The following is a 22,328-nucleotide window of genomic DNA, read 5'->3' on the forward strand; positions in this document are numbered from 1 at the left end:
TCAGGTGGCACCTCGGCGGCCTTCGCCTCCCGCGGGGGTGGACCACACCCGACCGCGACGAAGGTGTCGACACCGTCCTTCCGCCGCCAGACCGTGCCGTCCAGGGATCCGAGGAGCAGAGTGCGACCGTCCGGGCTTAGTGATCCGACTCAAAGGGTTCCATTCGAGGATGTAGCGGACGTGGGGGCCGCCGAAGCAGCCGCGGACGAGGTGTGACTGACGTTGACGCCGATGGAAGAACCGGCGGATCTCGGCGGCCAGTTGGGCCGGATCATGGGCCCGGCCGTGCACCGGAAGGCTCCGATTGAGGTCGGCGTTGACCAGCTCGTCCGGGTTCAGCTCCGACGAGTACGACGGCAGGAAGTGCAGCTCGATCCGGTCCGGATGATCGGCCAGCCAGGCGCGGACCTTGGGGGGAGCGCGGAGTGTCCGTCCATGACGAGGTGCACCTTCCGGTCGACGTGACCGACGAGTCGGTCCAGGAAGCGGCACATCACGTCGGCGTCGAAGGTCTCGGTGAACACCAGAAAGTGCATCCGGCCCTTGATGCCCCAGGTCACAGGGGCGGTGATCCCGTACGGCCTGCCGGACCGCCTGCCGCTCGACCGCGTCGAGAACCTGATGTTCGCCGACCCGGCGCCCGCGCGGCTGGGCCACGAGCGCTTCGCCTCCGCCGGCCGGCCACTTCGCCCACCAGTTGTCCACGGCCCTGAGCGAGACCTGGAATACCGCCCCGACATCCTCGCGAGTCCGGCCCACCACCAACGCGGCCACCGCCTGATCCGGCTCAAGGCGTTGCCCGACGGCTTCCCCTCCACCCTCAGCTGCGAAGAGCCTGGTAACGCGCCTCAGCCGGTACCGGGTGACTCGGGTCGGCCAATGCCCGGAAGGACCGGAGAAGCCGCTCGGCGACCCTCGGCGGGCGGCGCGTCCGGTTGCCTCAGCCGCCCGCACGGGAGGAGCGGCCGAGCCCGCCACCTCCCGCACCCGCCTTTCGGAGGCGGGCCGCCGGTACCGCCCGGCCACGAGTTCGTAACGAGCCGTTGACATGGGCGCCTCCCGGGGCGCACGCTCATCCCGCAATCAGTTGCCAAAACGATTGGGCATGACATGGGCAGGCGGATCGGGATCAAGGATGTGGCGACAGCCGCCGGGGTCTCGGCCACCACCGTGTCTCACATCCTGAACGAGGTCGAAGGCAAGCGGATCAACGCGGAGACCCGGCAGCGGGTTCTCGAGACGGCCCAGCAGCTGGGGTACGCGCCCAATGGCCTGGCGCGTGGGCTGCGGCTGAGGCGGTCGAACACCGTGGGCTTCGTCAGCGATCAGATCGCCACCACCCCCCACGCCGGACGGATCATCCTGGGAGCCCAGGAGGAGGCCGCGAAGCATGGCCTGGTGCTGCTCATGCTGAACACCGGGGGCGATCCCGAGCGGGAGCGCAAGGAGATCGATCTGTTGCTCCAGCGCCAGGTCGACGGCGTGCTGTACGCCTCGATGTACCACCGGGTCGTGGAGGTGCCGGAGCGGTTGCGCTCGGTGCCCACCGTGTTGCTGGACGCAAGGTCGGACGATCCGGCCGTGCCCTCGGTGGTGCCGGACGAGGTCCAGGGTGGGGTGACGGCGGTACGTGAGCTGCTGCGCCACGGTCACCGCCGCATCGGCTTCATCAACAACGTCGACGACATCCCGGCCACGCACGGGCGCCTGGAGGGCTACCGTCGCGCCCTCGCCGAGGCCGGGACCGCCTACGACCCCGACCTGGTGGTGGCCGAGAAAGCCGACGCCGCCGGTGGTCACCGCGCGGCTCTCGAACTGCTGCGGGCGAGATCACGGCCCACCGCGTTGTTCTGCTTCGCCGACCGAATGGCTATGGGCGTCTACCACGCGGCTGCCGAACTGGGGCTGTCGATCCCCGCCGAGCTGTCGGTCATCGGGTTCGACAATCAGGAACTGATCTGCGACGGACTGTTCCCCGGGCTGACCACCGTGGCCCTGCCGCACTACGAGATGGGGGCGCGGGCGGTCGCACAGCTGCTCGCGCTCACCGGCGTACCGGCGCAGGAGACCGGTTCGGCCACGCAGGAAATGCTGCCCTGCCCTCTGACGGCACGGGCATCGGTCGCTTCGCCGCCCCGACTCTGACCCCGGGACGGCGAAGCATCACCGCTACGGCCGGTTGTGTCACCGGCTGTCGGCACGGTCTGGCCGGACCGTGCCCAGTGAAATTGGAGGAACCTCGTGGAATCGAGAACCAGGCGCCTCGCGGTGCCGAGTCTAGCCGCCCTCACCGTGGCGGCACTCGTGGCCGGCTGCGGAGGAGGCGGCGGCACCGGCTCGTCGGGTGCCGATGGCAACACCCTCACACTGTGGACGCATAACGCCGGCAATGCCGCCGAGTACGCGGTGGTCAAGCGGGTCGTCAAGGACTTCAACGCCAGTCAGAGCAGGTACAAGGTCAAGATCCAGTCGTTCCCGCAGGGTTCCTACAATGACTCGGTGGTGGCGGCCGCCTCTGCCAGGAAGCTGCCCTGCATCCTCGATGTCGACGGGCCCAACGTGCCGAACTGGGCGTGGGGCGGATACCTCGCACCGCTGGACCTCTCCAAGGGCAAGGTCGCCGTGTCCGGCCAGTTGCCCGGCACGGTCGGCAAATACCAGGACAAGAACTACGCGTTCGGCTTCTACGACGTGGCGTTGACCATGTACTCCCGCACGTCGGTTCTGAAGAAGTACCATATCCGTATCCCCACTCTCGACCGGCCCTGGACCAAGAGCGAGTTCATGGACGCGCTGGCCAGGCTCAAGGCGAGCGGCAAGTTCACCCACCCCCTGGATCTCGGCACGGGTGACCCCGGTGAGTGGTGGACCTACGCCTACTCCCCGATGCTGCAGAGCTTCGGCGGCGACCTCATCGACCGCTCGACCTACAAGACCGCCAAGGGCGAGCTGAACGGCGCCAAGGCCATCGCATGGGGCAAGTGGTTCCGCTCGCTGGTCACGAAGAACTACACGCCGCAGAAGTCGGGGAAGAGTCCCGGCGACGACTTCCGCAACGGCAAGACCGCCATCCAGTGGGACGGCAGCTGGTCCGCCGAGGCCAACACCAAGAAGTTCGGCAAGGACCTGGCCGTGCTCCCGCCGGTCGACTTCGGTGAGGGGCCGAAGATCGGCGCAGCGTCCTGGCAGTGGGGCATGAGCTCGACCTGCTCCAACAAGGCCGGCGCTCAGGCATATCTGAACTTCTCCCGGCAGACCAAGTACTTCGTGGACTTCGCCAAGGCCACCGGCACCATCCCCGCCACCAAGGCGGCAGCGGCGCGGGTGAAGGGCTACGAACCGGGCGGCCGGTTCGACTTCTTCCTGCGGGAAGCGCGGAAGCTCGCCGTGGTCCGGCCCGTCACCCCGGCCTACCCCTACGTCTCCACGGTGTTCGCCAAGGCGGCTCGGGACATCCTCGCCGGCGCCGATGCCAAGGGCGCTCTCGACCGGGCGGTCAGCCAGATCGACAGGAATCTGTCGACCAGCAACTATTCCACCGGCAGCTGACCACCTCCGCCAAGTCCCGGCGGATGTGATCACTCCGCTCCGCCTCCGCCGGGCCACGTACCTGCCTGGATATCCCATGACCAGCACACTGTCCGCAATCTCCTCGCCACCCGCCGCCGGTGCACCGCCGAACAGGCGGATACCCCGGAGGCGCGCACGGCGCAGGGAAGGTCTCACCGCCCTCGGCATGGTGAGCCCCGCCGTCTTCCTCCTGCTGCTCTTCTTCGTCATCCCGGTGGTGCTGGCCTTCGCGCTGGCGTTCACCAACGCCCGGCTGGTGTCCCCGAACCCGGCGCAGTTCACCGGCTTGCAGAACTTCCGCACCCTGCTGGATGACCCGCTGTTCTTCACCTCGCTGCGCAACACCTTCTACTTCGCGGCTGTTGTCGTCCCGTTGCAGGGCGGCCTGGCGCTGGTGCTCGCGCTGCTGGTGAACGCCAAGGTCAAGGGCGTCAACTTCTTCCGCACCATCTACTTCATCCCGGTCGTCACCTCGATGGTGGTGGTGTCCATCCTGTGGGCCTTCCTGTACCAGCGGACCGGGCTGGTCAACCACCTCATCTCCCAGCTCACCTTCGGCCAGGTGCACGGGCCGGACTGGCTGAACAACCCGTCCACGGCGATGCCCGCCATCATCTTCATGTCCGTCTGGCAGGGTGTCGGCTTCCACATGATCATCTGGCTGGCCGGTCTCCAGACCATTCCGCAGGACCTGTACGAGGCGGCCGACATCGACGGGGCCACCCGCTGGGCACGCTTCAGATACGTGACCTGGCCCGGCCTGCGCACCACACGCACCTTTGTGCTCATCACCATCACCATCGCCGCGTTCAGCCTGTTCGCACAGATCAGCGTGATGACACAAGGAGGACCGCTGGACTCCACCACCACGGTCGTCTACCAGGCCGTGCAGACCGGATACGCACAGCAGCAGACCGGATACGCGTCCGCGATCTCCCTCGTCTTCTTCGTTCTGGTGCTGGCGGTCTCCCTCGTACAGCGTTTCCTCACCCGGGAGAAGGACTGACATGACCTCCGCATCCACCGGCCCCTCCCGCCCGGGTCACCGAAGGCCACCGCTGCGCACCCTCGCCCTCCAGACGGCACGTATCGCGCTCGCGCTGTTCTTCGCGTTCCCGATCGTGTTCATGCTGGTGTCGTCGCTCAAGCCGGACCAGCAGATCTTCGGCGACCTGGACAGCGTCAAGGCGTTTCTGCCGGTCGGCCATCTGTCCCTGGACAACTACACCGGAGTGTTCGACCGGGTGCCCGCCGCCCGGTTCCTGCTCAACTCCATCGGGATCTCCGCCGTCACCGTGGCCTTGGGCATCTTCGTCAACAGCCTTGCGGCGTTCGCCCTTTCCCGGATGCGCTGGCGCGGCAAGAAGATCGTGCTCACCGCCGTGATCGCGACGCTGATCGTGCCGTTCGAGACGTTCGCCCTGCCGCTGGTCTGGTGGGTCAACCATCTGCCCTGGCTGCAACTGAACGGCTTCCACCTCACCCTGACCGAAGGCTGGCTGGACACCTACCAGGTGCAGATCCTGCCGTTCGTCGCCAACGCCTTCTCCATCTTCCTGTTCCACCAGTACTTCCAGAGCATCCCCAAGGAACTGGACGAGGCGGCCATCATCGACGGGGCAGGCTGGTTCGGCATCTACCGGCGCATCGTCATGCCGCTGTCCGGCCCGGCGGTCGCCACAGTGGCCATCCTGACCTTCCTGCCGGCCTGGAACTCGTACCTGTGGCCCCTGATGGTCGTCCAGGACGAGAACCTGCGGCCCGTGATGGTCGGCATCCAGTACTTCTTCCAGCTCAACCCCTCCTGGGGCCAGATCATGGCTTATGCCTCGATGATCACCGTGCCGGTACTCGCGCTGTTCGTGGCCTTCCAGCGGGCATTCGTCAACAGCATCGCCTCCAGCGGAGTCAAGGGCTGACCACGCCGTACCGCGCCCCGGCCCCCTCACGACCTCTGAGTCCTGCCCCCTGTCCTGCGCCTGCCCGTGTACTTCGCGCACCCTCCGAAAGGCCCTGTGTGTCCACGCCGCCCGTCGACTTCCACCTGCCCTCCGCACACCTGCGACCGCCCCGCGACTGGATCAACGATCCCAACGGGCTGGTCTTCCACGACGGCCACTACCACGTGTTCTTCCAGTACAACCCGTTCGGCCCGCAGCACGCGAACACGCACTGGGGACACTTCCGCAGCCCCGACCTGATCCACTGGGAACCGCTCCCGGTCGCCCTCGCCCCGACCCCCGGCGGCGACGACGAGGACGGCTGCTACTCCGGCAACGCCGTCTCCGTCGACGGTGGGCTGGTGGCCTTCTACTCCGCCAACCGCACCGGCCGCTGGTGGCAGCCGGTCACCACCGCGCAGTCGCACGACGGCGGTTACACCTGGGTGAAGCGGCCGGAGCTGCTCATCCCGGAGCCGCCCGCCGGAACCACCATGTACCGGGATCCCTACGTCTGGCGGCAGGACGGCTGCTGGCGGATGCTGGTCGGCGCGGCCCTCGCCGACGGTCGTGGCGTGGCACTGCTCTACGAGTCGGGCGATCTGGAGCACTGGGCGTACCGCGGCCCGTTCCACACCAGCAGCCCTGACCCCAGCGCCACCGACACCGCCGACCCGGTTGGCTGGGAGTGTCCCCAGTACGCGATCTTCGGCGACCGCAGGGTCCTGATCGTCAGCGACTGGACCCCGCAGGACGGCCCACGCCATGTGACGGTCCACGTGGGCGGTGAGGAACACGGCCGTTTCGCGGCGGCCGTGGCACCGGTGCCACTGGACCACGGCCCCGACTTCTACGCCCCCGCCCTGCTGAAGGCCCCCGATGACCGGTGGCTGCTCTGGGGCTGGTCCTGGGAGGCCCGCGACGGCGAGTGGTCGGACGAAGCAGGCTGGGCGGGAGTCCTCACCCTGCCACGCGAACTCACCCTGGCCGACGACGGCACGGTCACCCAGCGCCCCGCCCGTGAACTGCTCGCTCTGCGCGGCGAACGCGTCGTGCACCGCACCGGACTCGCCACCCGGTCCCGGTCGTTGGAGTTGGGGCAGGTCAGCCGCACCTTCGACCTCACCGCCAGCCTGGTCCCCGACGCCACCGGCAGCAGCGGTCTCCGCCTGCTCACTTCCACGGACGGTACCGAATACCTCGACATCACCCTCGATCCCGCCACCGGTCAGCTCACCGTCGACCGAGACCACGCCTCAGGGGACCGGCGCGCACGAGCAGGTACGTTCACCATGCCGTGCGCGTCCGCGAAGGTCCCGGGCACACCTGTCGAACTACGCATCGTCGTGGACGCTTCGATCGCCGAGATCTACCTCGCCACCGGCCAGGCCCTCACCGTCAGGTTCTATCCGGTCGGCGACGGCCCCTGGCGCCTCCAAGCCCGCACCACGGGTAGCGGCCACAGCGGTTTCACCGTCGAGGCGTGGGACCTGACTCCGGGCGGAATCCGTGGAGAACCCCTCCTGGCTCACCGGGCACAGAACGCTTGACCGCCATGACGATCGCCGCGGGCGGTCAGGCTTGGGCGGAGATCGCCTCCATCCGCCGCTGGAGCCGCCGCACGCCGGAGAGCCAGCGGTCGGTGTCGGTGGCACGTCGCGCGTAGTGATCGCCCGCCTCGGGGTGGGGGAGGATGAGGAACCGCCCGTCGGGCAGCTTGGTAACGCGGTGGCTGGTCAGGATGGCAGCGACGGGTCCGACTCCGCGGCGCGAGCCGCCTGCCGTCCCGCAGGCGCATCCATGCCGATCGTAACCTTGCCCTTTGACAGCAGCCTCCGCTGGCGTGTCAGAAGGCCCATCGTGCACGAGGTCGTTAGTGATCGTTTGCGAGCCGGGTGGCCGGGCCGCCTCGGTGAGCCGGCCCGGCCACCCGGCTCCGTCACACGGCGCTGAAGTCCGTCCGGGTGACGTAGTCCGTGAAGTCCCGCGGCGCGCGGCCCAGGACTTCACGGACACCGTCTACCGGCTCGGCCCCGCGCTCCTCGCGGATGTGCCGGAACAACTCGATGAGGCCGTCGACGAAGGGATCCGGGTGCCCGGCGGCGATGAGTTCGGCGCGGTAGGCGTCCTCGGTGACCGGGACGAAGCGCAGTGGCCGGCCCGACGCTTCGGCGATCTCGGCGACCGCCTGGCCCAAGCTGAGGGAGCGCGCACCGGACAGTACGTACGTGCGTCCCGCGTGGCCTTCCTCCGTGAGCGCGGTCGCCGCCACGTCCGCGAGGTCCTCCAGGTCGATAAAGGCATCCCGGCCCTCGCCGGTGGGCATCCGCAGTTCGCCGGCCCCGCTCCACAGGGTTCCGAAGAATTCGGGCAGTTCGGTGAAGTTCTGCGCGAACCAGGTAGGACGCAGGATCGTCCAGTCCAGGCTGGATGCCTGTATGGCCTTTTCAGTGGCGAGCCACCCGTCACCGGCTATCTCCCCGTAGGGGCGGCCGGACAGCAGGACCAGTCGTCGCACCCGGGCGCGGGCGGCGGCAGCGGCGAAGTCCCCGACCTCGGCCGACGCGTCCGGGCCCTGCGAGTCGACGACGTACACGGCCTCGTTGCCCGCAAGGGCGGGCTCCCAGGTCGAGCGGTCGGCCCAGTCGAAGCGGACCGGGCCCCGGCGGGACGCCACAGCCGGAGAGAGGTCTCGACGGCGCAGTGCGGTGGCGACGCGGCTACCGGTCTTGCCGGTGCCGCCGAGAACGAGAACGCGGGAAAGGTTGCTGGTCATGTCCCCCAGTACACGGCCACGGCGAGGAATCCGCGATGGCTGACCCGCTCGGTTCGATGCCTGAGCGTCTCACTCCCGATGTGGCTTAGCCGAAGGCGACCGTACGCTCGGGAAGCATCGCGCACCACCGGCGTCCGCCCGACGGAACATCGGGCCCTCGCCGAGGACGACGCACAACCATGTGTACGCAACCCCCGCCTTCAGCTCAGGCAGCCGTCATTACGGAAGGCACGAGCGCCTCGGCGACATGCCCAACGAGTGCTGACACACCGACTCGGACAACGGGCACCAGACCAACTCACCGGCTCCGATCTTCCCACCGCAGGGACAACACGCCTATCCGTCGACGCGAACGGCTCAGCGGCCTCATCCACGAATCAGGTCGCAGGCTCCGGCCCAGCTACTGCCGCCACGCAAAAGCGGCAGCTGAACTGGGCCAGCAGTCGGTTGGCGTTGTTTTTTCGGCGAGAACTACCGGGACCCGTAGTTGCGAGCCCTCCAGGGCTGATGACGACCGGCTGCCCCTGGAGCACGGCGCCAGCCTGGTGATGGACAGCTGGGCGAACTCAACAACATTGCATAGCGGCACTGGTGACCGCGATGTTGTTCCTTCGTTTGGACTGCGATCAGCTGGGGTGACTGAGGTGATTGACTGTCACATGATCGATTGCGGTACCTGATGAGGGGGCTTCGTGGGAGTTCAGAGGACTGTCCGGTGCGGCGCGGTGGCTGCCGCTTTCGCTTTCGTTCTCACGGCTTGTGGTTCCGGAGGCGGAAGCGAGGGGACGGCGCATGGCAGCAAGGGCGGGGACACCTCATCGTCCGGTCACGGGGGCAAGGGTTTCGCGGCACCCTTGAAGTTCTCCCCGAAGACGGGTGTGGAGCTTCCCGATTCCGCTGGTGCCGGGAAGTCGGGGTTGGCGGGCTATCAGCGGCCGTTGCCGATCGCGCTGCACAAGGGCAACGCGTACATCTCCCGGCCTGACGGGTTGGAGATCACCAACGTCCTGAAAAACGTGCCGGTCACCCTGATGGTCAGGCCCAAGCACCAGCCGGTCACCAAGCTCGACAACCTGTCCGGGGTCAGCGCCGACAACCCCGCCGAGGCCCCCCTCGTCTCCTCCACCGGAGGGAAGACGCTGGTCTTCAACGCACTGGTGACCGAAGTACCGGGCTCCGGGACGACTAAGGGGTACGACGCCGTGGAACTCATGGCCACCAGCACCTCCACCCTCAAGAAATCGTGGTCCGTGGAGATCAAACTCACCGAGGAGGACGAGTGGGCTGACGACCGGGACGAGGCCTATGTGGTCGGACGGAGCGGGGACACCGTGGTGATCTACGCACGTGGCGAGTTGCTCGGTGTCAGCCTGAAGACCCACAAGCGGGTCTGGAGCGACCACTGGTACAAGCCCCGTCCACTCGTCGTCGGGGACACGTTGGTGGCCGTGACGAACGACGAGGGCAGCGATGATCAGGTCGTCGGATTCGACGCGACGACTGGCAGGCGGCTCTGGAAGTCGCCGCGGGTGAGCGTGGCCGGATCCGAGCCGGGACTGGTCGCGATGGGGCCTGACTCGGTCATGGCGGACGAATACGCGGATGACAGCGAGGAGGACGAGCGGTACTTCGTACTCGACTCCGCTACCGGCAGGAAGCGGCGAATCGTCCCAGAAGACGCTGTGACGTCGGACTGCACCTACGACGGCGTCTCGGTCACGGTCTGTTCGGGCAGCGAGGGCTGGGGCAGCGAAGTCGCCGGATATGACTCCCACAGCGGCAAAGAACTGTGGAAGCTGCCGGACGAATCCGCGAACCGGATCGCGCCGAAGGTGACCCTCGTCCGCCAGGGCCTGGTCTATGGAGAGACCAAGAGCGGTGATGTCGTCCTGGATGCCAGGACCGGCCGGGACAAGGAGACCAAGCCGGGTATCGCTCCCGTGGTCTGCGATGGCTATGTCGGCATCAGCCAGACCCTGCACGGCGCAGGCTACAGCGCCTACCGGGCAGTGAGGTGAGCCCAAGAGCGTCCCCGCCGGCCAACTCGGCATCACGCCCGGTTGGCCGCTGCCTTGAGAGCCCACGCGCGGGTCCTCGCCGGTGGTGCCGCTGCAGGCGCTGGCCACCAGAAGCTGGGCTGCTCCCCGCGCCCTCGGGGTTGGTCCCAAGGCGGCTAGGGGAAGAGCAGAGTTGCCCCGGCGACATAGCTCCGGGACTACCACCAACCCGACGGGAGCAAGCATCGCAGCCCATAGGCACCCCGGGGCTGTGCCAGGTGACACCGGGGCTCGCGGAGGCTAGGTTCAGCGGGCGGAGCGGTAGGTGATCCTGGTGTTCTCACAGCCGTCAGCGAGGTCGATCAAAGATGCCTTTCACCAGGATCCACCGCCAGGCCCCAGCGGGACTTCACGACCGTCCACTCCTCGATGTACCGGCACTGCGCGCCCCGGCGCGGAGGGAAGCCACTCGCGGGGGTCCTGGTCGGCCGTGGAACGGTTCTCCCGGGCGCTGACCGCGACCAGGGACCTCGAGCGCCCAGATCGTTGGCGTGGGCCTGACGCTCCGTCGCCGACCACTGTGATGCGCCGCTGTCCCATGCCTCGGCAAGCGGGGTCAAGTGATCGATATCGAGGCCGCGGGCTCCGGCCACGTCAGTATCGTCGCAGTAGCTCACCGTCGGTGGTTCGATCGCCTCGGCAATGAGTACCTCGGCTCGGGTCGAGCACCCATCCCGGTCCTCGTCCACCACGCGGGGCATGAGGCGCTCGGGAGTACTGGGTGTGCTTACCGGGTCAACGCGAGTAGTTCATCGATCACCGGTTCCGCACCACCGTCACCGAGGTGGGCGATGGCCGCGAACGGCGCGATCACCTGGCTCCAGGCGTGGAGCCGGTCGCCATCGAGCCCGCACGCCGCCGTCGAGCACGTTGCCCAGGTGCAGGTCACCGTGGAGCAACACGGTACTCGCTTCCGTGTCCAGCAGTCGCTCGCACCGCTGGATGGCCCTGTCCCACGCGGTGGCGTCCATCCGTGCACCGTGCGCTCCATCCGCACGCATCCGATCGCATCCTGGGTAGCCCGAGCGGCGAAGAACCTCGTGATGGACCTCGAAGACCTCGGCTGCCGGGCACGGTTCATGATCAGGGACAGGGACGGGAAGTTCCCCGCCCTCTTCGATGCCGTCCTCAAGGACGCAGGGATCGAAGTCGTCCTCAGCGGCATCCGGATGCCGAGGATGAACTCGATCACGGAAAGGTGGATACAGACCTGTCACCGCGAGTTCCTGGACCGGACGTTGACCTGGAACCAACGACATCTCCTCCATACCCTGCGCGAGTTCGAGCAGTTCCACAACGGACACCGACCACACCTGGGCATCGCGAACGGCAGACCGCTGCATCCCTTGCCCCCACCGATCGACGACCCGGACACGTCAGCCCGCCTCGACATACGTCGACACGATCGCCTCGGCGGCATCCTCCACGCATACCGACATGCAACGTGACCTGCGCGGATGAGATTTCCGGCAAGGGCAGGGTCGGTTGGAGTCAGAGGCGGGACTGCAGCTGTACGCGTGAGCTGACCCCCAGTTTGCGGTAGGTCCGGGTCAGGTGCTGCTCCACCGTGCTGGTCGTGAGGTAGAGCTTGCCGGCGATCTCCCGGTTGGTCAGGCCCTTTGCCGCGGCCTTGGCGACCCTCCGCTCCGCATCGCTGAGGGCAAGCATGTCGCCTTCCGTCTCCTCCAGCACGTCCGGCGCGCCGACCCGCCGAGCGGGTTGTTCCGCGAAGCACGCCTGCCTGATGCTGTTGGTCTTGCGTGCCACTGACCGCGCCCGGCCAGCATCACCAAGTTGGGTGTACGCATCGTGCAGGGCGGCGAGCGCACTCGCCAACTCGAACTTATCCCCGCTTCGGTGCAGCACATCCACAGCCTCGCACAGCATAGGTGGTCGGAGGTGTAGTTCGCGGGTCGCCGCCAGCAGCCGCATGGTGCGCCCGCGCACCCGCATGTGGCCGTCTGTGCCGATCCGGCGCAGCTGCTCGCGAGCGTAGCGCGCGGCTGTTTCGTGGTCCCCGAGTTGCAGGTGAGCGGCGGCCATCTCCGTGCGCCACGGCAGTGCCTCGGTTTGGGCCATCCCCCACTGGTCGAGCAGGTCAGCGACGGCCTGGAAATCGTCGAGGGCGACCTGGGCGAGACCGCGCTCGACGTAGTGACGGCCGCGCGCCAGCAGGTAGGACAGGCCGAACGGCGTCTCGAACATCACGTCCGGCACTCGCAGGGCGAGCGTGCGTGCCGCTTCGTCGTGTTTGCCCTGCAGCGTTTGCGCCGTCAGCAGGGTACTCAACGGTTCAGCGGCCAGCACGCCCCATTCGGCGACCGGGATGAGTTCGAGCGCGGCGGTCGCCCGGGAGACCGCGACGCTGAGCGAGCCCCGGCGCAAGGCGATGTCCGCTGCGATCACGCAGAACAGCGCACGCCAGGTGGGTGCCTGGAGGTCGAGACAGGTCTGCATCAGTTCCCGGCACCGCTGCTCGGCTTCCTCCAATCGCTCGGCAATCACCATCGTGTGCAACGCGAGAATGAGCGGCAACAGATTGACCTCGGTCAGCGGCTGTTGCCAAATCGCCTCGTCGGCTTGGACCAAGCGTTCCCCGGTTGCCCCCTGGTGGTGGGAGCTCTGGAAGTGTTCGAGCAAGCGATAGCCGATAGCGCCCGGAGGCATGATCGGCGTGCCGTTCGTCCTGCTCTCGCCGTCCACGCGCCGGAAGATGCCCGGATACATGTCGGCCAGCCACATCCGTACCATCTCGAACTCCCATGAGGGCCGGGAGCCCGGCGGCACGTCGGCCGCCAGCCGGGAGAGCACGGAGCAAGCATCCTCCACCCGCCCCTGGAGCAGCAGCATGATGATGGGCATCGTCGCGTGCCGACCCCGGAGTCGACCGCTCAGCATCGCCTCGGTCAGCTCGGGCAGATGCCCGACCGAGGCTCGCAGATCGTCCCGCCACTCCGCCCGCAGCAGCAAGGCCAGAATCTCCACCCGACGCCGGCCGTCGGTTTCGACCTGGTACGCCAGCCGCAGCAGCTCTGTGGCCCGCCGCGAGTGACCCTCCTCCAGCGCCTGCTGCGCCCCCTCCACCAGGTTCAGCACGGCCGAGGGGTCGTCGAGACGGCCGGAGGCGACGCAGTGCTCCGCGATCGTCAAGGAGTCCGCACCGCACGCCTTGAGCAGATCCACGGCGCGCCGGCTCAGCTCGGATCGATCCGCGGCCGAGAGGGCGTTGAGTACGGCGCTGGCCATGATCGGGTGCCGCATCCGACCGGCCTCCACCAAACCGGTCCGGGTCAGTGCCTGCACGGCGACAGCGACCCGGTCCGACGCGACGCCGACCAGCCGGTCGAGGTACGCGAACCACGACGGCTCACCGATCACCGAGATCGCACCCGCGACCCGCAACGTCACCGGATCGCACCGGCGCAGGACGAGCTGGACCGCCCGCTCGAACTCGGACCCGGTGTTCAGCTCGGCCAGCGGGCCATCGCCGCGGGTGGCAGCCCGACTGTCCTCCAGTAGCGCATGCAGCAGCAGCAGATTGCCACCGGTGAACCGGTGTGCCTCTGCGGCCAGTTCCGTCGAAACGGACTCGAGGAGTCGCTCGGTCATGAGCTCCGCGACGCCGCTCGACGACAGTGGAGCCAGCATCAGCCGCCGCAAGTAGGCCTGCTGGTAGAGCTCGGCACACAGTAGCCGGGAGTTGCTCGGAGGCATCTCGATGTCGTCGTCGCGCCAGCCAAGGACGATCAAGATGCGGGCGAGCCCGGCACGGCGGATCAGATAGATCAGCCAATCCTGGGAGAACGCGTCGAGATACTGTGTGTCGTCAATGGCGATCACCACCGAGCTCTGCTCGGCCAACTCCAGAACCGCCGTCGCCAACCCGTCCAACACCCGAGAGCGACTCACCCCGTCGCACTCCGCATCGGCGAGCAGTTGGTGGTCGAGCAAACCACGCACGATCGCCGCCCTGTCGCGGTCGAAAACCTCACCAGCAAGCAACTGACGCACGATGCCCAAGGAAAGCGAGCACTCGGTCGGCGCCCCACTCGCCCGGAGTAGTCGCGCCCCCGCCCCACGAGCCCGGCTGCCGAACTCCTCGATTAACGCTGTCTTACCGGTCCCGACAACCCCCTGAAGCACGACAACCCGCACACCCCCAGCCGCGGACTCGGCAAAAGCTGCGGCCAGCTCAGCGAGCTCAGACTCTCGCTCGATCATGCACGATACCCCGTCCCTCATGGAGCGGTTCCTACGTCGCACGCACCGACAGACCGCGCGGAAGAAGGATCGGAAATACGGAAGTGGACCGATTAAGACGAGACATCAATGCCACAAGACTGGTTGGACCATCCGTAGGGCTGACATTGGCCACACCGATGGCAACACTCATGTCCACCCCCAGTCGATCACGCCGTTGAACCTGTGGGCGGAATGGTGAACCGTCCCTGGTTCGCTCTCAGTTGGTGGCTGTGAGCTGGGGATTCGTGGTTGCTCGGTAGTAGTCGGCTTCGTATGCCACAGGAGTGGTTGGCTTCGTGTGCCACAGGCGGCATGTGGCCTGTCTCACCGTGGAGCCGACGGTGGTCTTACCAGTCGACCCACTCGGCGGTGGTGAGTGCGACACGCGAACGCGGTGCCGGCGTCGAGGGAAAGACCGAGGGCGGCAGCCGCCGTCGCTCCAAGTCGCAGCAGGTTCTTGCGCAATGTGGCCATACCTTTCAAGACTCTGGCCGGGCCCGCGAGGCCGACAGAGAAGAACATTCATTCTGCAGATAGAATGCGAAAGGAGGGTCGAAACGTCAATTGCGTACCTTCTGCCACTAGTTGGACTGCTAGACCTCCTTGACTTGTTCCTTTCCTTGAGTTCTTCGTCCCGCACCGTTCCTGGCGAGGGCGCCAACTGGCGTTTCCTGGCTGCGCAGTAGGTGGAGGGGGCGATGCTGATGCCGTGTGCTGCCCGCACGGTGCAGCCGAAGCAGCCCCGCAATCCCGTCGATGAACACTACGAGCGCGTGTGTGGCCGGTCGAGCTCGGCCGCTCCACTTGCGCAGCGTCTCGCGCGAACCGATGCCGAGCTTCTCCATCCCGCGTTCAGCGCGGCCGTCTCAGTCGGATAGTCGTCGCGGACCTCCGCGACCATGCGGACCGCGCGCTTGCGCGGCTCGGGCGGGTACATCGAGGGTCGTGCCATGCCTCGGAATCCATACCCGGAATCACGTCCCCACCTCGCCCGGGACAGTTCACCGACCTCGATCCCGAACTCATCGCTCACGGCCACGCCTGCCTCCGCGATGCCCAGCGAGTCCACACCCGCCCGGCTCAACGGCTCGGCGGGATCCATGTGCTCGAGCCGGGCACCCTGTTCGGCCAGGACGTCGATCAGGAAACGCGCCACAGTGTCGCGCCTCACCGGCCGGAATCCCGGTGCACCTGGCGGAATGCGTTGATGCTGCCGAGGTGCCGGGCACGCTTGTCCTTGTCCCGCACGCCGAGGCCCTCTTCCGGCGCGAGGCACAGCACACCGACCTTGCCGTGGTGCGCGTTGCGGTGCACGTCGAGCGCGGCCTGGCCGGTGTCCTCCAGCGCGTAGGACTTCGACAGCGTCGGGTGGATGAGCCCCTTGTCGATCAGCCGGTTGGCTTCCCACGACTCCCGGTAGTTCGCGAAGTGCGATCCGACGATCCGCTTGAGGTTCATCCACAGGTACCGGTTGTCGAACTGGTGCGTGTACCCCGAGGTGGACGCGCAGGTCACGATCGTGCCGCCCTTGCGGGCCGCGTAGACCGAAGCGCCGAACGTCTCCCGGCCCGGGTGCTCGAACACGATGTCCGCGTCCTCGCCGCCGGTCAGCTCCCTGATTCGGGCGCCGAACCGCTGCCATTCCTTCGGGTCCTGGGTGTGCTCGTCCCGCCAGAACCGGTACCCCTCGGCGCTGCGGTCGATGACCAGCTCCGCACCGAGGCGGTGGCAGATCTCCGCCTTCTCCGGACTGGACACGACGCACACCGGGATGCCGCCGCCGTTGAGCACGTATTGCGTGGCGTACGAGCCGAGCCCGCCGGAGGCACCCCAGATCAGGACCACGTCGCCCTGCTTCATGTTCGCACCGTTGCGCGACACCAGCTGCCGGTACGCGGTCGAGTTGACCAGCCCGGGGCTTGCCGCCTCCTCCCACGTCAGGTGCGCGGGTTTGGGCATCAGCTGGTTCGCCTTCACCAGGGAGATCTCGGCGAGGCCACCGAAGTTGGTCTCGAAACCCCAGATCCGCTGCTCGGGATCGAGCATCGTGTCGTCGTGGCCCTCGGGGCCTTCCAGCTCGACACTGAGGCAGTGCGCCACGACCTCGTCGCCGGGCTTCCAGCGGTGCACCCCGGGCCCGGTCCGCAGCACGACACCCGAGGCGTCCGAGCCGACCACGTGGTGGGGCAGGTCGTGCCGCTTCGACAGCGGGGACAGCTTCCCGTAGCGCCGGAGGAACGTGAAGGTCGGCAAGGGCTCGAAGATCGAGGTCCAGACCGTGTTGTAGTTGATCGCGCTCGCCATTACCGCGATCAGCGCCTCACCGGGCCCGAGCTCCGGTGTCGGGACCTCCTCCACGTGCAGCGACTTGCGCGGGTCCTTGTCCGCGCCGGCGACGCCCTCGAACATCTTGGTCTCCTCGGCGTGCACGGTCACGCCGCGGTAGCTCTCCGGCACCCGCAGCCCGGCCAGCGCGCCCGGGTCCCCGGTCACGACGGCCTGCTGGATCTCCTTGAGCTCTGCGTTCGGCACGGCTTTCCTTCCTTCGCTGGTCCGGTTCACGACGGGAAGCCCGCCTCGGCCTCGTCGTCCTCGTCGGCGGCACGCTCACCCGGGTGCCACCAGCCGTTCCCGTTCGCCGGCGGTCGTCCGGCCGCGGAGTCGAGGAGGTTGTCACCGGGCCTGCTGAGCCACTCCCGCAGCGCTTCGGCCCACCAAGCCGTGTCGACGACCCATGTGAGCGCCGGCTGGTCCGCCAGGTGCACCTGTCCCGCGCGGACGCGCGCCAGCTCTTCGGTCCAACCGGCGACGGCGGGTCCGAGAACGGCCTCCGGGTCGGCGACCCCGAGCGCCTCGCCGATGACCGGCCAGCCGATCCCCTCGGCCCGTGCGGCCACGACGGCCCTCTCCACGTAGTGGGAGACCAGCTCGGTCAGTGCTCGCCCGGCGCGCAGCGCGGCGAGATCGGTTTCGTGCGGCCAGTAGTGTTCCGGGACGACCGTGTGCCGCGCGCAGCGAGCAACCGCCCACGCTGCCTGCGCGGCGGCGACTTTCGCATGCAGTGCAACGGGAAGCCCGTCGAGTTCAGCGTCCGCGCGCGCGTCGGCCACGGCTTTCACCCGTCCCCGGTCCGGATCGTGCCGACCAGCAGCCGTTCCGTCACCGAGACCACACCTCGCTCGCTGAGAACCACAATGTGCACACCTCCGTTGCCACTGCTCACGGGCTCACAGGCCCGGCTTCCGGATCACGGACTCGATCACGTCCACCCCGCCGGCCCGGACGGCACGGCCGGGGGACTTCGCGCCGTGGGGCCGAGCAGAGCCCGGCCCTGCGGCGCGATGTGAAACGGTCAGGCTCAGTCGCGGTGCGCGGTGGCCAGCGCCTTGCTGCGCCACGGGGCGATGTGCTCCGCAACCATCGCGTTCTTGACCTCGAGACGCTCGTAGGCGTCGCTGCCCACCAGCAGGTGCGAGGGCAGCGTCTCGCCGTCGGTCACCTCGACGATCAGCGATGCGCCCTTGACCGGGTCCCCGGGCTGGGCGTGGTTGGCCGCGTCGACCCCGTCGCGTACGAGGTGGGCGGGGGTGCCGTCGTAGGCCGCCAGCCGCGCTCCGGAGACCGACAGGGAGCTGGCGTCGAAGAGGTCGGTGCGGAACGCCCCGGGCTCGACGACCATGCTCTGGATCCCCAACGGACCCAGCTCGGCGGCGAGGGCTTCGCTGATGCCGGCGACCGCGAACTTCGAGGCGCTGTACAGGCTCACCCCGGGCTCTCCCTCGAACCCCGCCCGGGAGCCGATGTGCACGATCTTGCCTTTGCCGGCAGCACGCATCGTCGGCAGGACCGCCCGCGTCACGTTGATCAAACCGAAGACGTTGACGTCGAACAGCGACCTGGCCTCGGCGTCGGTGACCTCCTCCAGCGCACCCACCAGCACGCGACCCGCGTTGTTGACCAGCACGTCGATCTTGGCGAACCGATCGACGACCTGCGCGACGGCACGGTCGATCTGGGCCTGGTCGGTGACATCGAGGGTGACCGGATGGCATCGCTCGGCGCCGCGCAGGTCGTCGGGCAACGCGTCGACACGCCGGACGCCGACGGCGACGTCGTGTCCCGCCTCCAGGGCGTGCCGGCTGATCTCAGCGCCCAGCCCCCGGGCGGCTCCGGTGATGAACCATGTCGCCATGACGGAAACGTCTCCTTCTGTAGGCATCGGTGCTCGCTGCCGGGCCGCGGTCCACGGTCCGGCGAAGTTCCTTCTTGATCTGGCGGTGTCGCTCGCGGTGGGCGGTGGCTGTTCGGCCGGCGTCGCCGTTCTGCGCGGGACCCGGAAAGTGTTCGGCCCGGTCTCGTCCGATCCGACGGTGTCCCGGCTGCTCACTGCGCTGGCCGGCGACCCGGAGCGGGGTTCTCGCTCCGGGGCGCCGGCCGGCGCCGCGGCCCGCAGGACCGTGTGGCGATGCGCCGGTGCCACAGCCCCGGACCACGAGATCCCCTGGCCGCGTTCGTCGACCACGGACAGGCGTGTCACGACGGCACGGTCAGGCGCCCCCGGCCACCTCGTCGGCGTACTTGCGGTTCATATGCTCGAGCGCCGCGCCGGCTGCGATGCTCGCCTCCTCGCGCCGCGCGAGAATCCGGGCCCGGGCGTCGTGGGACGCCTGGGCGTGGGTCGTCCCTGATCCCTGGAAGTGCGGGGCGACCTGACGGGCGACGAGTTCCCACGAGCGCCACTTCGCCGTCGGGCCGGCCCAGTCGTGCGCCAGCAGCAGCACGGTGCCGAACCCGCCGGACTGGTCGACCATGCGCTGGATCTGGCGGCGGACGTCGTCGGCCGTGCCGATCGCGCCCAGGCCCGATTCGTTGACGAACTCGATGAGCTCCCGCGTGCTGCCGTCGGGCAGCGCGAGCCCAGGCGTGGCCGCGTTGTCGTTCAGGTGCCTCACCCAGTCCCGCAGCCCGAACTCGACGTCGCGGTATGCCTGCTCCCGGGTCTCGGCGACGTGCACGTTCGTGACCAGCCGCCAGGTCGCGCGGTCGGGCGCCGGCCGTCCCGCGTGGGCGGCGCGCTCGGTGGCGATCCCCCAGTGGTACGCCAGCGCGTCGAATCCGTCCTGGCTCATGGTCGCCCCGAGCGAGATCAGGCTCGCACCGCGGCTGCCGGCCAGGCGCGCGCCGGTCGGCGACGCCGTCGCGGCCACCGCGATCTCGAAGCACGGCTCGGTGAACGGGCGCAGCTGCAGCGTCGCGTCGACCAGCGTGTGGCTCCCGACCGTCGTGGTGACCGACTCACCGGCCAGCAGCCGCTGGATGATGTCGAGATGGGTCTCGAGGAGCTCGCGGCTCTCGGTGGGGGTCATGCCGATCATGGCGACGTCGGAGGGCAGGGAGCCGGGACCGACCCCGAACATCACCCGGCCCTGGGTGAGGTGGTCGAGCATCACCATCCGGTCGGCCACCCACAGCGGATGGTGGTACGGAAGCGAGGTCATGCCGGTCCCGAGGCGGATCCGGGTGGTGCGCTCCGCTGCCGCCGCGATGAAGATCTCGGGCGAGGCGATGAGGTCCCGGCCGGTCGAGTGGTGCTCCCCGATCCACGCCTCGTCGAAGCCCAGCCGGTCGAGGTGCGCCATGAAGTCCAGGTCGTGGCGCAGCCACCACGTCGGGCTCTCCCCCAGCGGGTGGATCGGGGGCAGGAACGCACCGAAGCGCAGACTAGTCACAAGTTCTCCACCAGGTCGGCGTCCACATCAGTCACTCGCGGCCGCGGCGCTTCCACACGACGGGCGGTGAATGCGCCGGCGATGAGCCGGCGCGGACGGGTGTGCTCGGGCGGGTCGGTCGGCACCTGGCGCACGTCCTCGTAGCGCGTGACCAGCCAACCGGTCTTGCCGTCAGCGAGCTGGAACCGGGTGACCGAACGGTCCCGTTGCAGCTCGTTCAGCTCCGGCGGGGGATGGGAGAGTGACGGCGCGGGCGGAAAAGGGGTCAAGACTGGCGCTTGGTCGGCGTAAATCATGAATTAGCCTCCGGAAAGCTGCGTGCGCCCCACGGTAGGCTCTGCGACTCGGCGAGCCATCCCCTAGTTTTCCCGGCGAACCATCCCCTAGTTGTCACAAAACATCTCTGGGGTCTCTGGGTCACCCTCCCCATGCCCGACCTGGCGGCGCGACTCGACCTGCAGGGGCCGGCAGGCCCGACGTGGACGGAGCCCACGGGCTCCGGGGTGAGACGCCGCCCGGTGACACGGTCGGTCTCCGATATGGATCGCGACCTACCCAGGTTGTGATCTCGAGTCGGTGTTTGGTGGGTCGGGCCACGGAACCCCGAAGCCAGCCGCCCCCTCTTACTGAAGACAGAGGACGAGCGCGCCGACCGCCACGGCCCGAGCCCGCGCTTCGGTCGGCGACTGAAGCCCGGTCAGGTCAGCGAGGAATGCCGCGTCGTCGGAACTGGCCTCGCGCTTTCGCGAGTGTGGTGTCCGAGGCTCGATCAAATAAGCGAGTGCCGCTGGCCTGGGACGATGGGATTTGTCCAGGGTCCTGTTCGTCGCAGAGATTCGTCGCAGAGAAAGCTGCACTCCTCAGGTGAAGGAGCGTATCGGGTCGTATCCGCGTGGGCATCGAGGCGGTGGCCGTTGGCATGGTGGGGCAGGCCGGGTCTGTGCTGCTGGTGGAGACATCTCGCAAGAGCGGCCTGGACGTGGCGATATCGGCCGCGTTGGCGCCGTGGCGCAAGCCGCGTGCAATACATGATCCGGGCCAGATCCTGTTGGATGTCGCCCTGGCGGTGGCGCCGGGTGGGGACCGCCTGGCCGATGTGGGCATGTTGCGGGCCGAGCCGGCCGTGTTCGGGCCGGTGGCCTCCGACCCCACGGTCTCCCGGCTGATCAGCAAGCCGGCGTCGGCGGACAGCGGGTCCTGGCCGCGCTGCGCACCGCCCGTGCTGAAGTGCGCGCACACGTATGGCGGTTGGCCGGTGAAGCAGCACCGGACGCGGGCGGGCAGGTGATCGTGGACATCGACGGCGTCCTCGTCCTGGCGCACTCCGAGAAGGCAGGACGCCGCCGCGACCTGGAAGAAGACGTTCGGGCACCACCCACTGATGGGGTTCGTCGACCACGGCCGCGGCGGGTCCGGCGAACCGGTCGTGGGCATGCTGCGACCCGGCAACGCGGGATCCAACACCGCCGCGGACCACATCGAAGCCACCGAGCTGGCCCTGGCCCAGCTGCCGAAGCGGTTGCGGCGCGGCCGACAGACACTCATCCGTACCGACTCCGGCGGCGGCACCCACGAGTTCGTCGCCTGGCTCGCCCAGCGCGGAAGGTGGCTGTCGTACTCGGTCGGCATGACCCCCACCGGCGCCATCCACCAGACCGTCCTGAAGGTCCCGGCCTCGGCGTGGACACCGGCCGTGGAACCCGACGGCGACATCCGCGACGGCGCCTGGGTCGCCGAACTCGCCGGCGACTGCTTGACGGGCTGGCCGAAGGGGCTGCGGCTGATCGTGCGCGAGGAACGGCCGCACCCCGGCGCCCAACTCCGCTTCACCGATGCCGACGGCATGCGGCTGACCTGCTTTGCCACCAACACCAACAACGTTGCGACCGCGGCTCTGGTAGCTGCGGCACCGCCAGCGGGCCAGGGCCGAGGACCGCATACGCGCCGCACGGGCCACCGGCCGCCGCCGCATCCTCCGTCTGGCACAGCACTGGCCCTGGACCGACGTGATAAC

General features: G+C 68.3%; 14 protein-coding genes and 5 pseudogenes. 9 read left to right on the forward strand and 10 right to left on the reverse strand.

Annotated elements, in window-relative coordinates; translation table 11 throughout:
- Window positions 1–774, reverse strand: a pseudogene (locus AB0C66_RS15035) (transposase).
- Between the two features lie 336 nt (window positions 775–1,110).
- Between AB0C66_RS15035 and AB0C66_RS15040 the strand changes: the two are divergent.
- The 5 genes from AB0C66_RS15040 to AB0C66_RS15060 all read left to right on the forward strand — a co-directional run bounded on the left by AB0C66_RS15040 (window position 1,111) and on the right by AB0C66_RS15060 (window position 7,060).
- A complete protein-coding gene (locus AB0C66_RS15040; RefSeq protein ID WP_362437329.1) occupies window positions 1,111–2,145 on the forward strand; it encodes a LacI family DNA-binding transcriptional regulator in 1,035 nt (344 codons plus the stop codon).
- A gap of 123 nt (window positions 2,146–2,268) precedes the next feature.
- A complete protein-coding gene (locus AB0C66_RS15045; RefSeq protein ID WP_362437331.1) occupies window positions 2,269–3,549 on the forward strand; it encodes an extracellular solute-binding protein in 1,281 nt (426 codons plus the stop codon).
- Between the two features lie 187 nt (window positions 3,550–3,736).
- Window positions 3,737–4,576, forward strand: coding sequence for a sugar ABC transporter permease (locus tag AB0C66_RS15050; RefSeq protein WP_362437333.1), 840 nt, complete (start codon window positions 3,737–3,739; stop codon window positions 4,574–4,576).
- A 1-nt stretch (window position 4,577) separates the two neighbouring features.
- Window positions 4,578–5,489: a carbohydrate ABC transporter permease gene (locus AB0C66_RS15055; RefSeq protein ID WP_362437335.1), complete on the forward strand. Its 912-nt coding sequence runs from the start codon at window positions 4,578–4,580 to the stop codon at window positions 5,487–5,489.
- Window positions 5,490–5,587: 98 nt separating this feature from the next.
- Window positions 5,588–7,060 carry a glycoside hydrolase family 32 protein gene (locus AB0C66_RS15060; RefSeq protein WP_362437337.1) on the forward strand — a complete coding sequence of 491 codons (1,473 nt, stop codon included), beginning with the start codon at window positions 5,588–5,590 and terminating at the stop codon, window positions 7,058–7,060.
- Window positions 7,061–7,449: 389 nt separating this feature from the next.
- On the opposite strand, the gene AB0C66_RS15065 is transcribed toward AB0C66_RS15060, so the two are convergent.
- Window positions 7,450–8,286, reverse strand: coding sequence for an NAD(P)H-binding protein (locus AB0C66_RS15065; protein WP_362437339.1), 837 nt, complete (start codon window positions 8,284–8,286; stop codon window positions 7,450–7,452).
- Between the two features lie 878 nt (window positions 8,287–9,164).
- Here AB0C66_RS15065 and AB0C66_RS15070 point away from each other — a divergent pair.
- Complete coding sequence (locus tag AB0C66_RS15070; RefSeq protein ID WP_362437341.1) at window positions 9,165–10,304, forward strand: PQQ-binding-like beta-propeller repeat protein; 1,140 nt, start codon at window positions 9,165–9,167, stop codon at window positions 10,302–10,304.
- A 285-nt stretch (window positions 10,305–10,589) separates the two neighbouring features.
- On the opposite strand, the pseudogene AB0C66_RS15075 reads toward AB0C66_RS15070, so the two are convergent.
- Together AB0C66_RS15075 and AB0C66_RS15080 are read right to left on the reverse strand one after the other, a co-directional pair.
- Window positions 10,590–11,029 (reverse strand): annotated as a pseudogene (locus AB0C66_RS15075) (HNH endonuclease family protein); the annotation flags it as partial.
- Between the two features lie 41 nt (window positions 11,030–11,070).
- Window positions 11,071–11,338: pseudogene (locus AB0C66_RS15080) on the reverse strand (phosphotransferase); the annotation flags it as partial.
- Window positions 11,339–11,386: 48 nt separating this feature from the next.
- On the opposite strand from AB0C66_RS15080, the gene AB0C66_RS15085 reads away from it, so the two are divergent.
- Window positions 11,387–11,791 (forward strand): integrase, encoded by a 405-nt coding sequence (locus tag AB0C66_RS15085; protein WP_362437343.1) that lies wholly within the window; start codon window positions 11,387–11,389, stop codon window positions 11,789–11,791.
- Between the two features lie 43 nt (window positions 11,792–11,834).
- Here the strand turns inward: AB0C66_RS15085 and AB0C66_RS15090 are convergent, their stop codons facing one another.
- The 4 genes from AB0C66_RS15090 to AB0C66_RS15105 all read right to left on the reverse strand — a co-directional run bounded on the left by AB0C66_RS15090 (window position 11,835) and on the right by AB0C66_RS15105 (window position 18,777).
- Window positions 11,835–14,585 carry an AAA family ATPase gene (locus AB0C66_RS15090; protein WP_362437345.1) on the reverse strand — a complete coding sequence of 917 codons (2,751 nt, stop codon included), beginning with the start codon at window positions 14,583–14,585 and terminating at the stop codon, window positions 11,835–11,837.
- A 1,167-nt stretch (window positions 14,586–15,752) separates the two neighbouring features.
- Window positions 15,753–17,093 carry a crotonyl-CoA carboxylase/reductase gene (ccrA, locus tag AB0C66_RS15095; RefSeq protein ID WP_362437397.1) on the reverse strand — a complete coding sequence of 447 codons (1,341 nt, stop codon included), beginning with the start codon at window positions 17,091–17,093 and terminating at the stop codon, window positions 15,753–15,755.
- 50 nt (window positions 17,094–17,143) lie between these two features.
- Window positions 17,144–17,695: a hypothetical protein gene (locus AB0C66_RS15100; RefSeq protein WP_362437347.1), complete on the reverse strand. Its 552-nt coding sequence runs from the start codon at window positions 17,693–17,695 to the stop codon at window positions 17,144–17,146.
- A 248-nt stretch (window positions 17,696–17,943) separates the two neighbouring features.
- The gene (locus AB0C66_RS15105) at window positions 17,944–18,777 is read right to left on the reverse strand and encodes an SDR family NAD(P)-dependent oxidoreductase (protein WP_362437349.1); all 834 of its coding nucleotides are present in this window, start codon (window positions 18,775–18,777) and stop codon (window positions 17,944–17,946) included.
- A 46-nt stretch (window positions 18,778–18,823) separates the two neighbouring features.
- On the opposite strand from AB0C66_RS15105, the pseudogene AB0C66_RS15110 reads away from it, so the two are divergent.
- Window positions 18,824–18,982 (forward strand): annotated as a pseudogene (locus AB0C66_RS15110) (IS1380 family transposase); the annotation flags it as partial.
- A 150-nt stretch (window positions 18,983–19,132) separates the two neighbouring features.
- Here AB0C66_RS15110 and AB0C66_RS15115 read toward each other — a convergent pair.
- Together AB0C66_RS15115 and AB0C66_RS15120 are read right to left on the reverse strand one after the other, a co-directional pair.
- Complete coding sequence (locus tag AB0C66_RS15115) at window positions 19,133–20,314, reverse strand: LLM class flavin-dependent oxidoreductase (protein WP_362437351.1); 1,182 nt, start codon at window positions 20,312–20,314, stop codon at window positions 19,133–19,135.
- Window positions 20,311–20,610 carry a hypothetical protein gene (locus tag AB0C66_RS15120; protein WP_362437353.1) on the reverse strand — a complete coding sequence of 100 codons (300 nt, stop codon included), beginning with the start codon at window positions 20,608–20,610 and terminating at the stop codon, window positions 20,311–20,313. Before AB0C66_RS15120 ends, AB0C66_RS15115 begins: the two co-directional genes overlap by 4 nt.
- Before the next feature lie 623 nt (window positions 20,611–21,233).
- On the opposite strand from AB0C66_RS15120, the pseudogene AB0C66_RS15125 reads away from it, so the two are divergent.
- Window positions 21,234–22,118: pseudogene (locus AB0C66_RS15125) on the forward strand (transposase); the annotation flags it as partial.
- Between the last annotated feature and the right edge of the window lie 210 nt (window positions 22,119–22,328).

Origin of the sequence: Streptomyces sp. NPDC048636 (assembly GCF_040650655.1) — a bacterium.
GTDB lineage: Bacteria > Actinomycetota > Actinomycetes > Streptomycetales > Streptomycetaceae > Streptomyces.

Excerpts from the sequence above, each read along its gene's own strand:
- AB0C66_RS15085 (WP_362437343.1), top strand. The coding sequence starts at position 11,387 with ATGGACCTCGAAGACCTCGGCTGCCGGGCACGGTTCATGATCAGGGAC.
- AB0C66_RS15120 (WP_362437353.1), bottom strand. The coding sequence starts at position 20,610 with ATGATTTACGCCGACCAAGCGCCAGTCTTGACCCCTTTTCCGCCCGCG.
- AB0C66_RS15050 (WP_362437333.1), top strand. The coding sequence starts at position 3,737 with ATGGTGAGCCCCGCCGTCTTCCTCCTGCTGCTCTTCTTCGTCATCCCG.
- AB0C66_RS15040 (WP_362437329.1), top strand. The coding sequence starts at position 1,111 with ATGGGCAGGCGGATCGGGATCAAGGATGTGGCGACAGCCGCCGGGGTC.
- AB0C66_RS15090 (WP_362437345.1), bottom strand. The coding sequence starts at position 14,585 with ATGAGGGACGGGGTATCGTGCATGATCGAGCGAGAGTCTGAGCTCGCT.
- AB0C66_RS15105 (WP_362437349.1), bottom strand. The coding sequence starts at position 18,777 with ATGGCGACATGGTTCATCACCGGAGCCGCCCGGGGGCTGGGCGCTGAG.
- AB0C66_RS15055 (WP_362437335.1), top strand. The coding sequence starts at position 4,578 with ATGACCTCCGCATCCACCGGCCCCTCCCGCCCGGGTCACCGAAGGCCA.
- AB0C66_RS15065 (WP_362437339.1), bottom strand. The coding sequence starts at position 8,286 with ATGACCAGCAACCTTTCCCGCGTTCTCGTTCTCGGCGGCACCGGCAAG.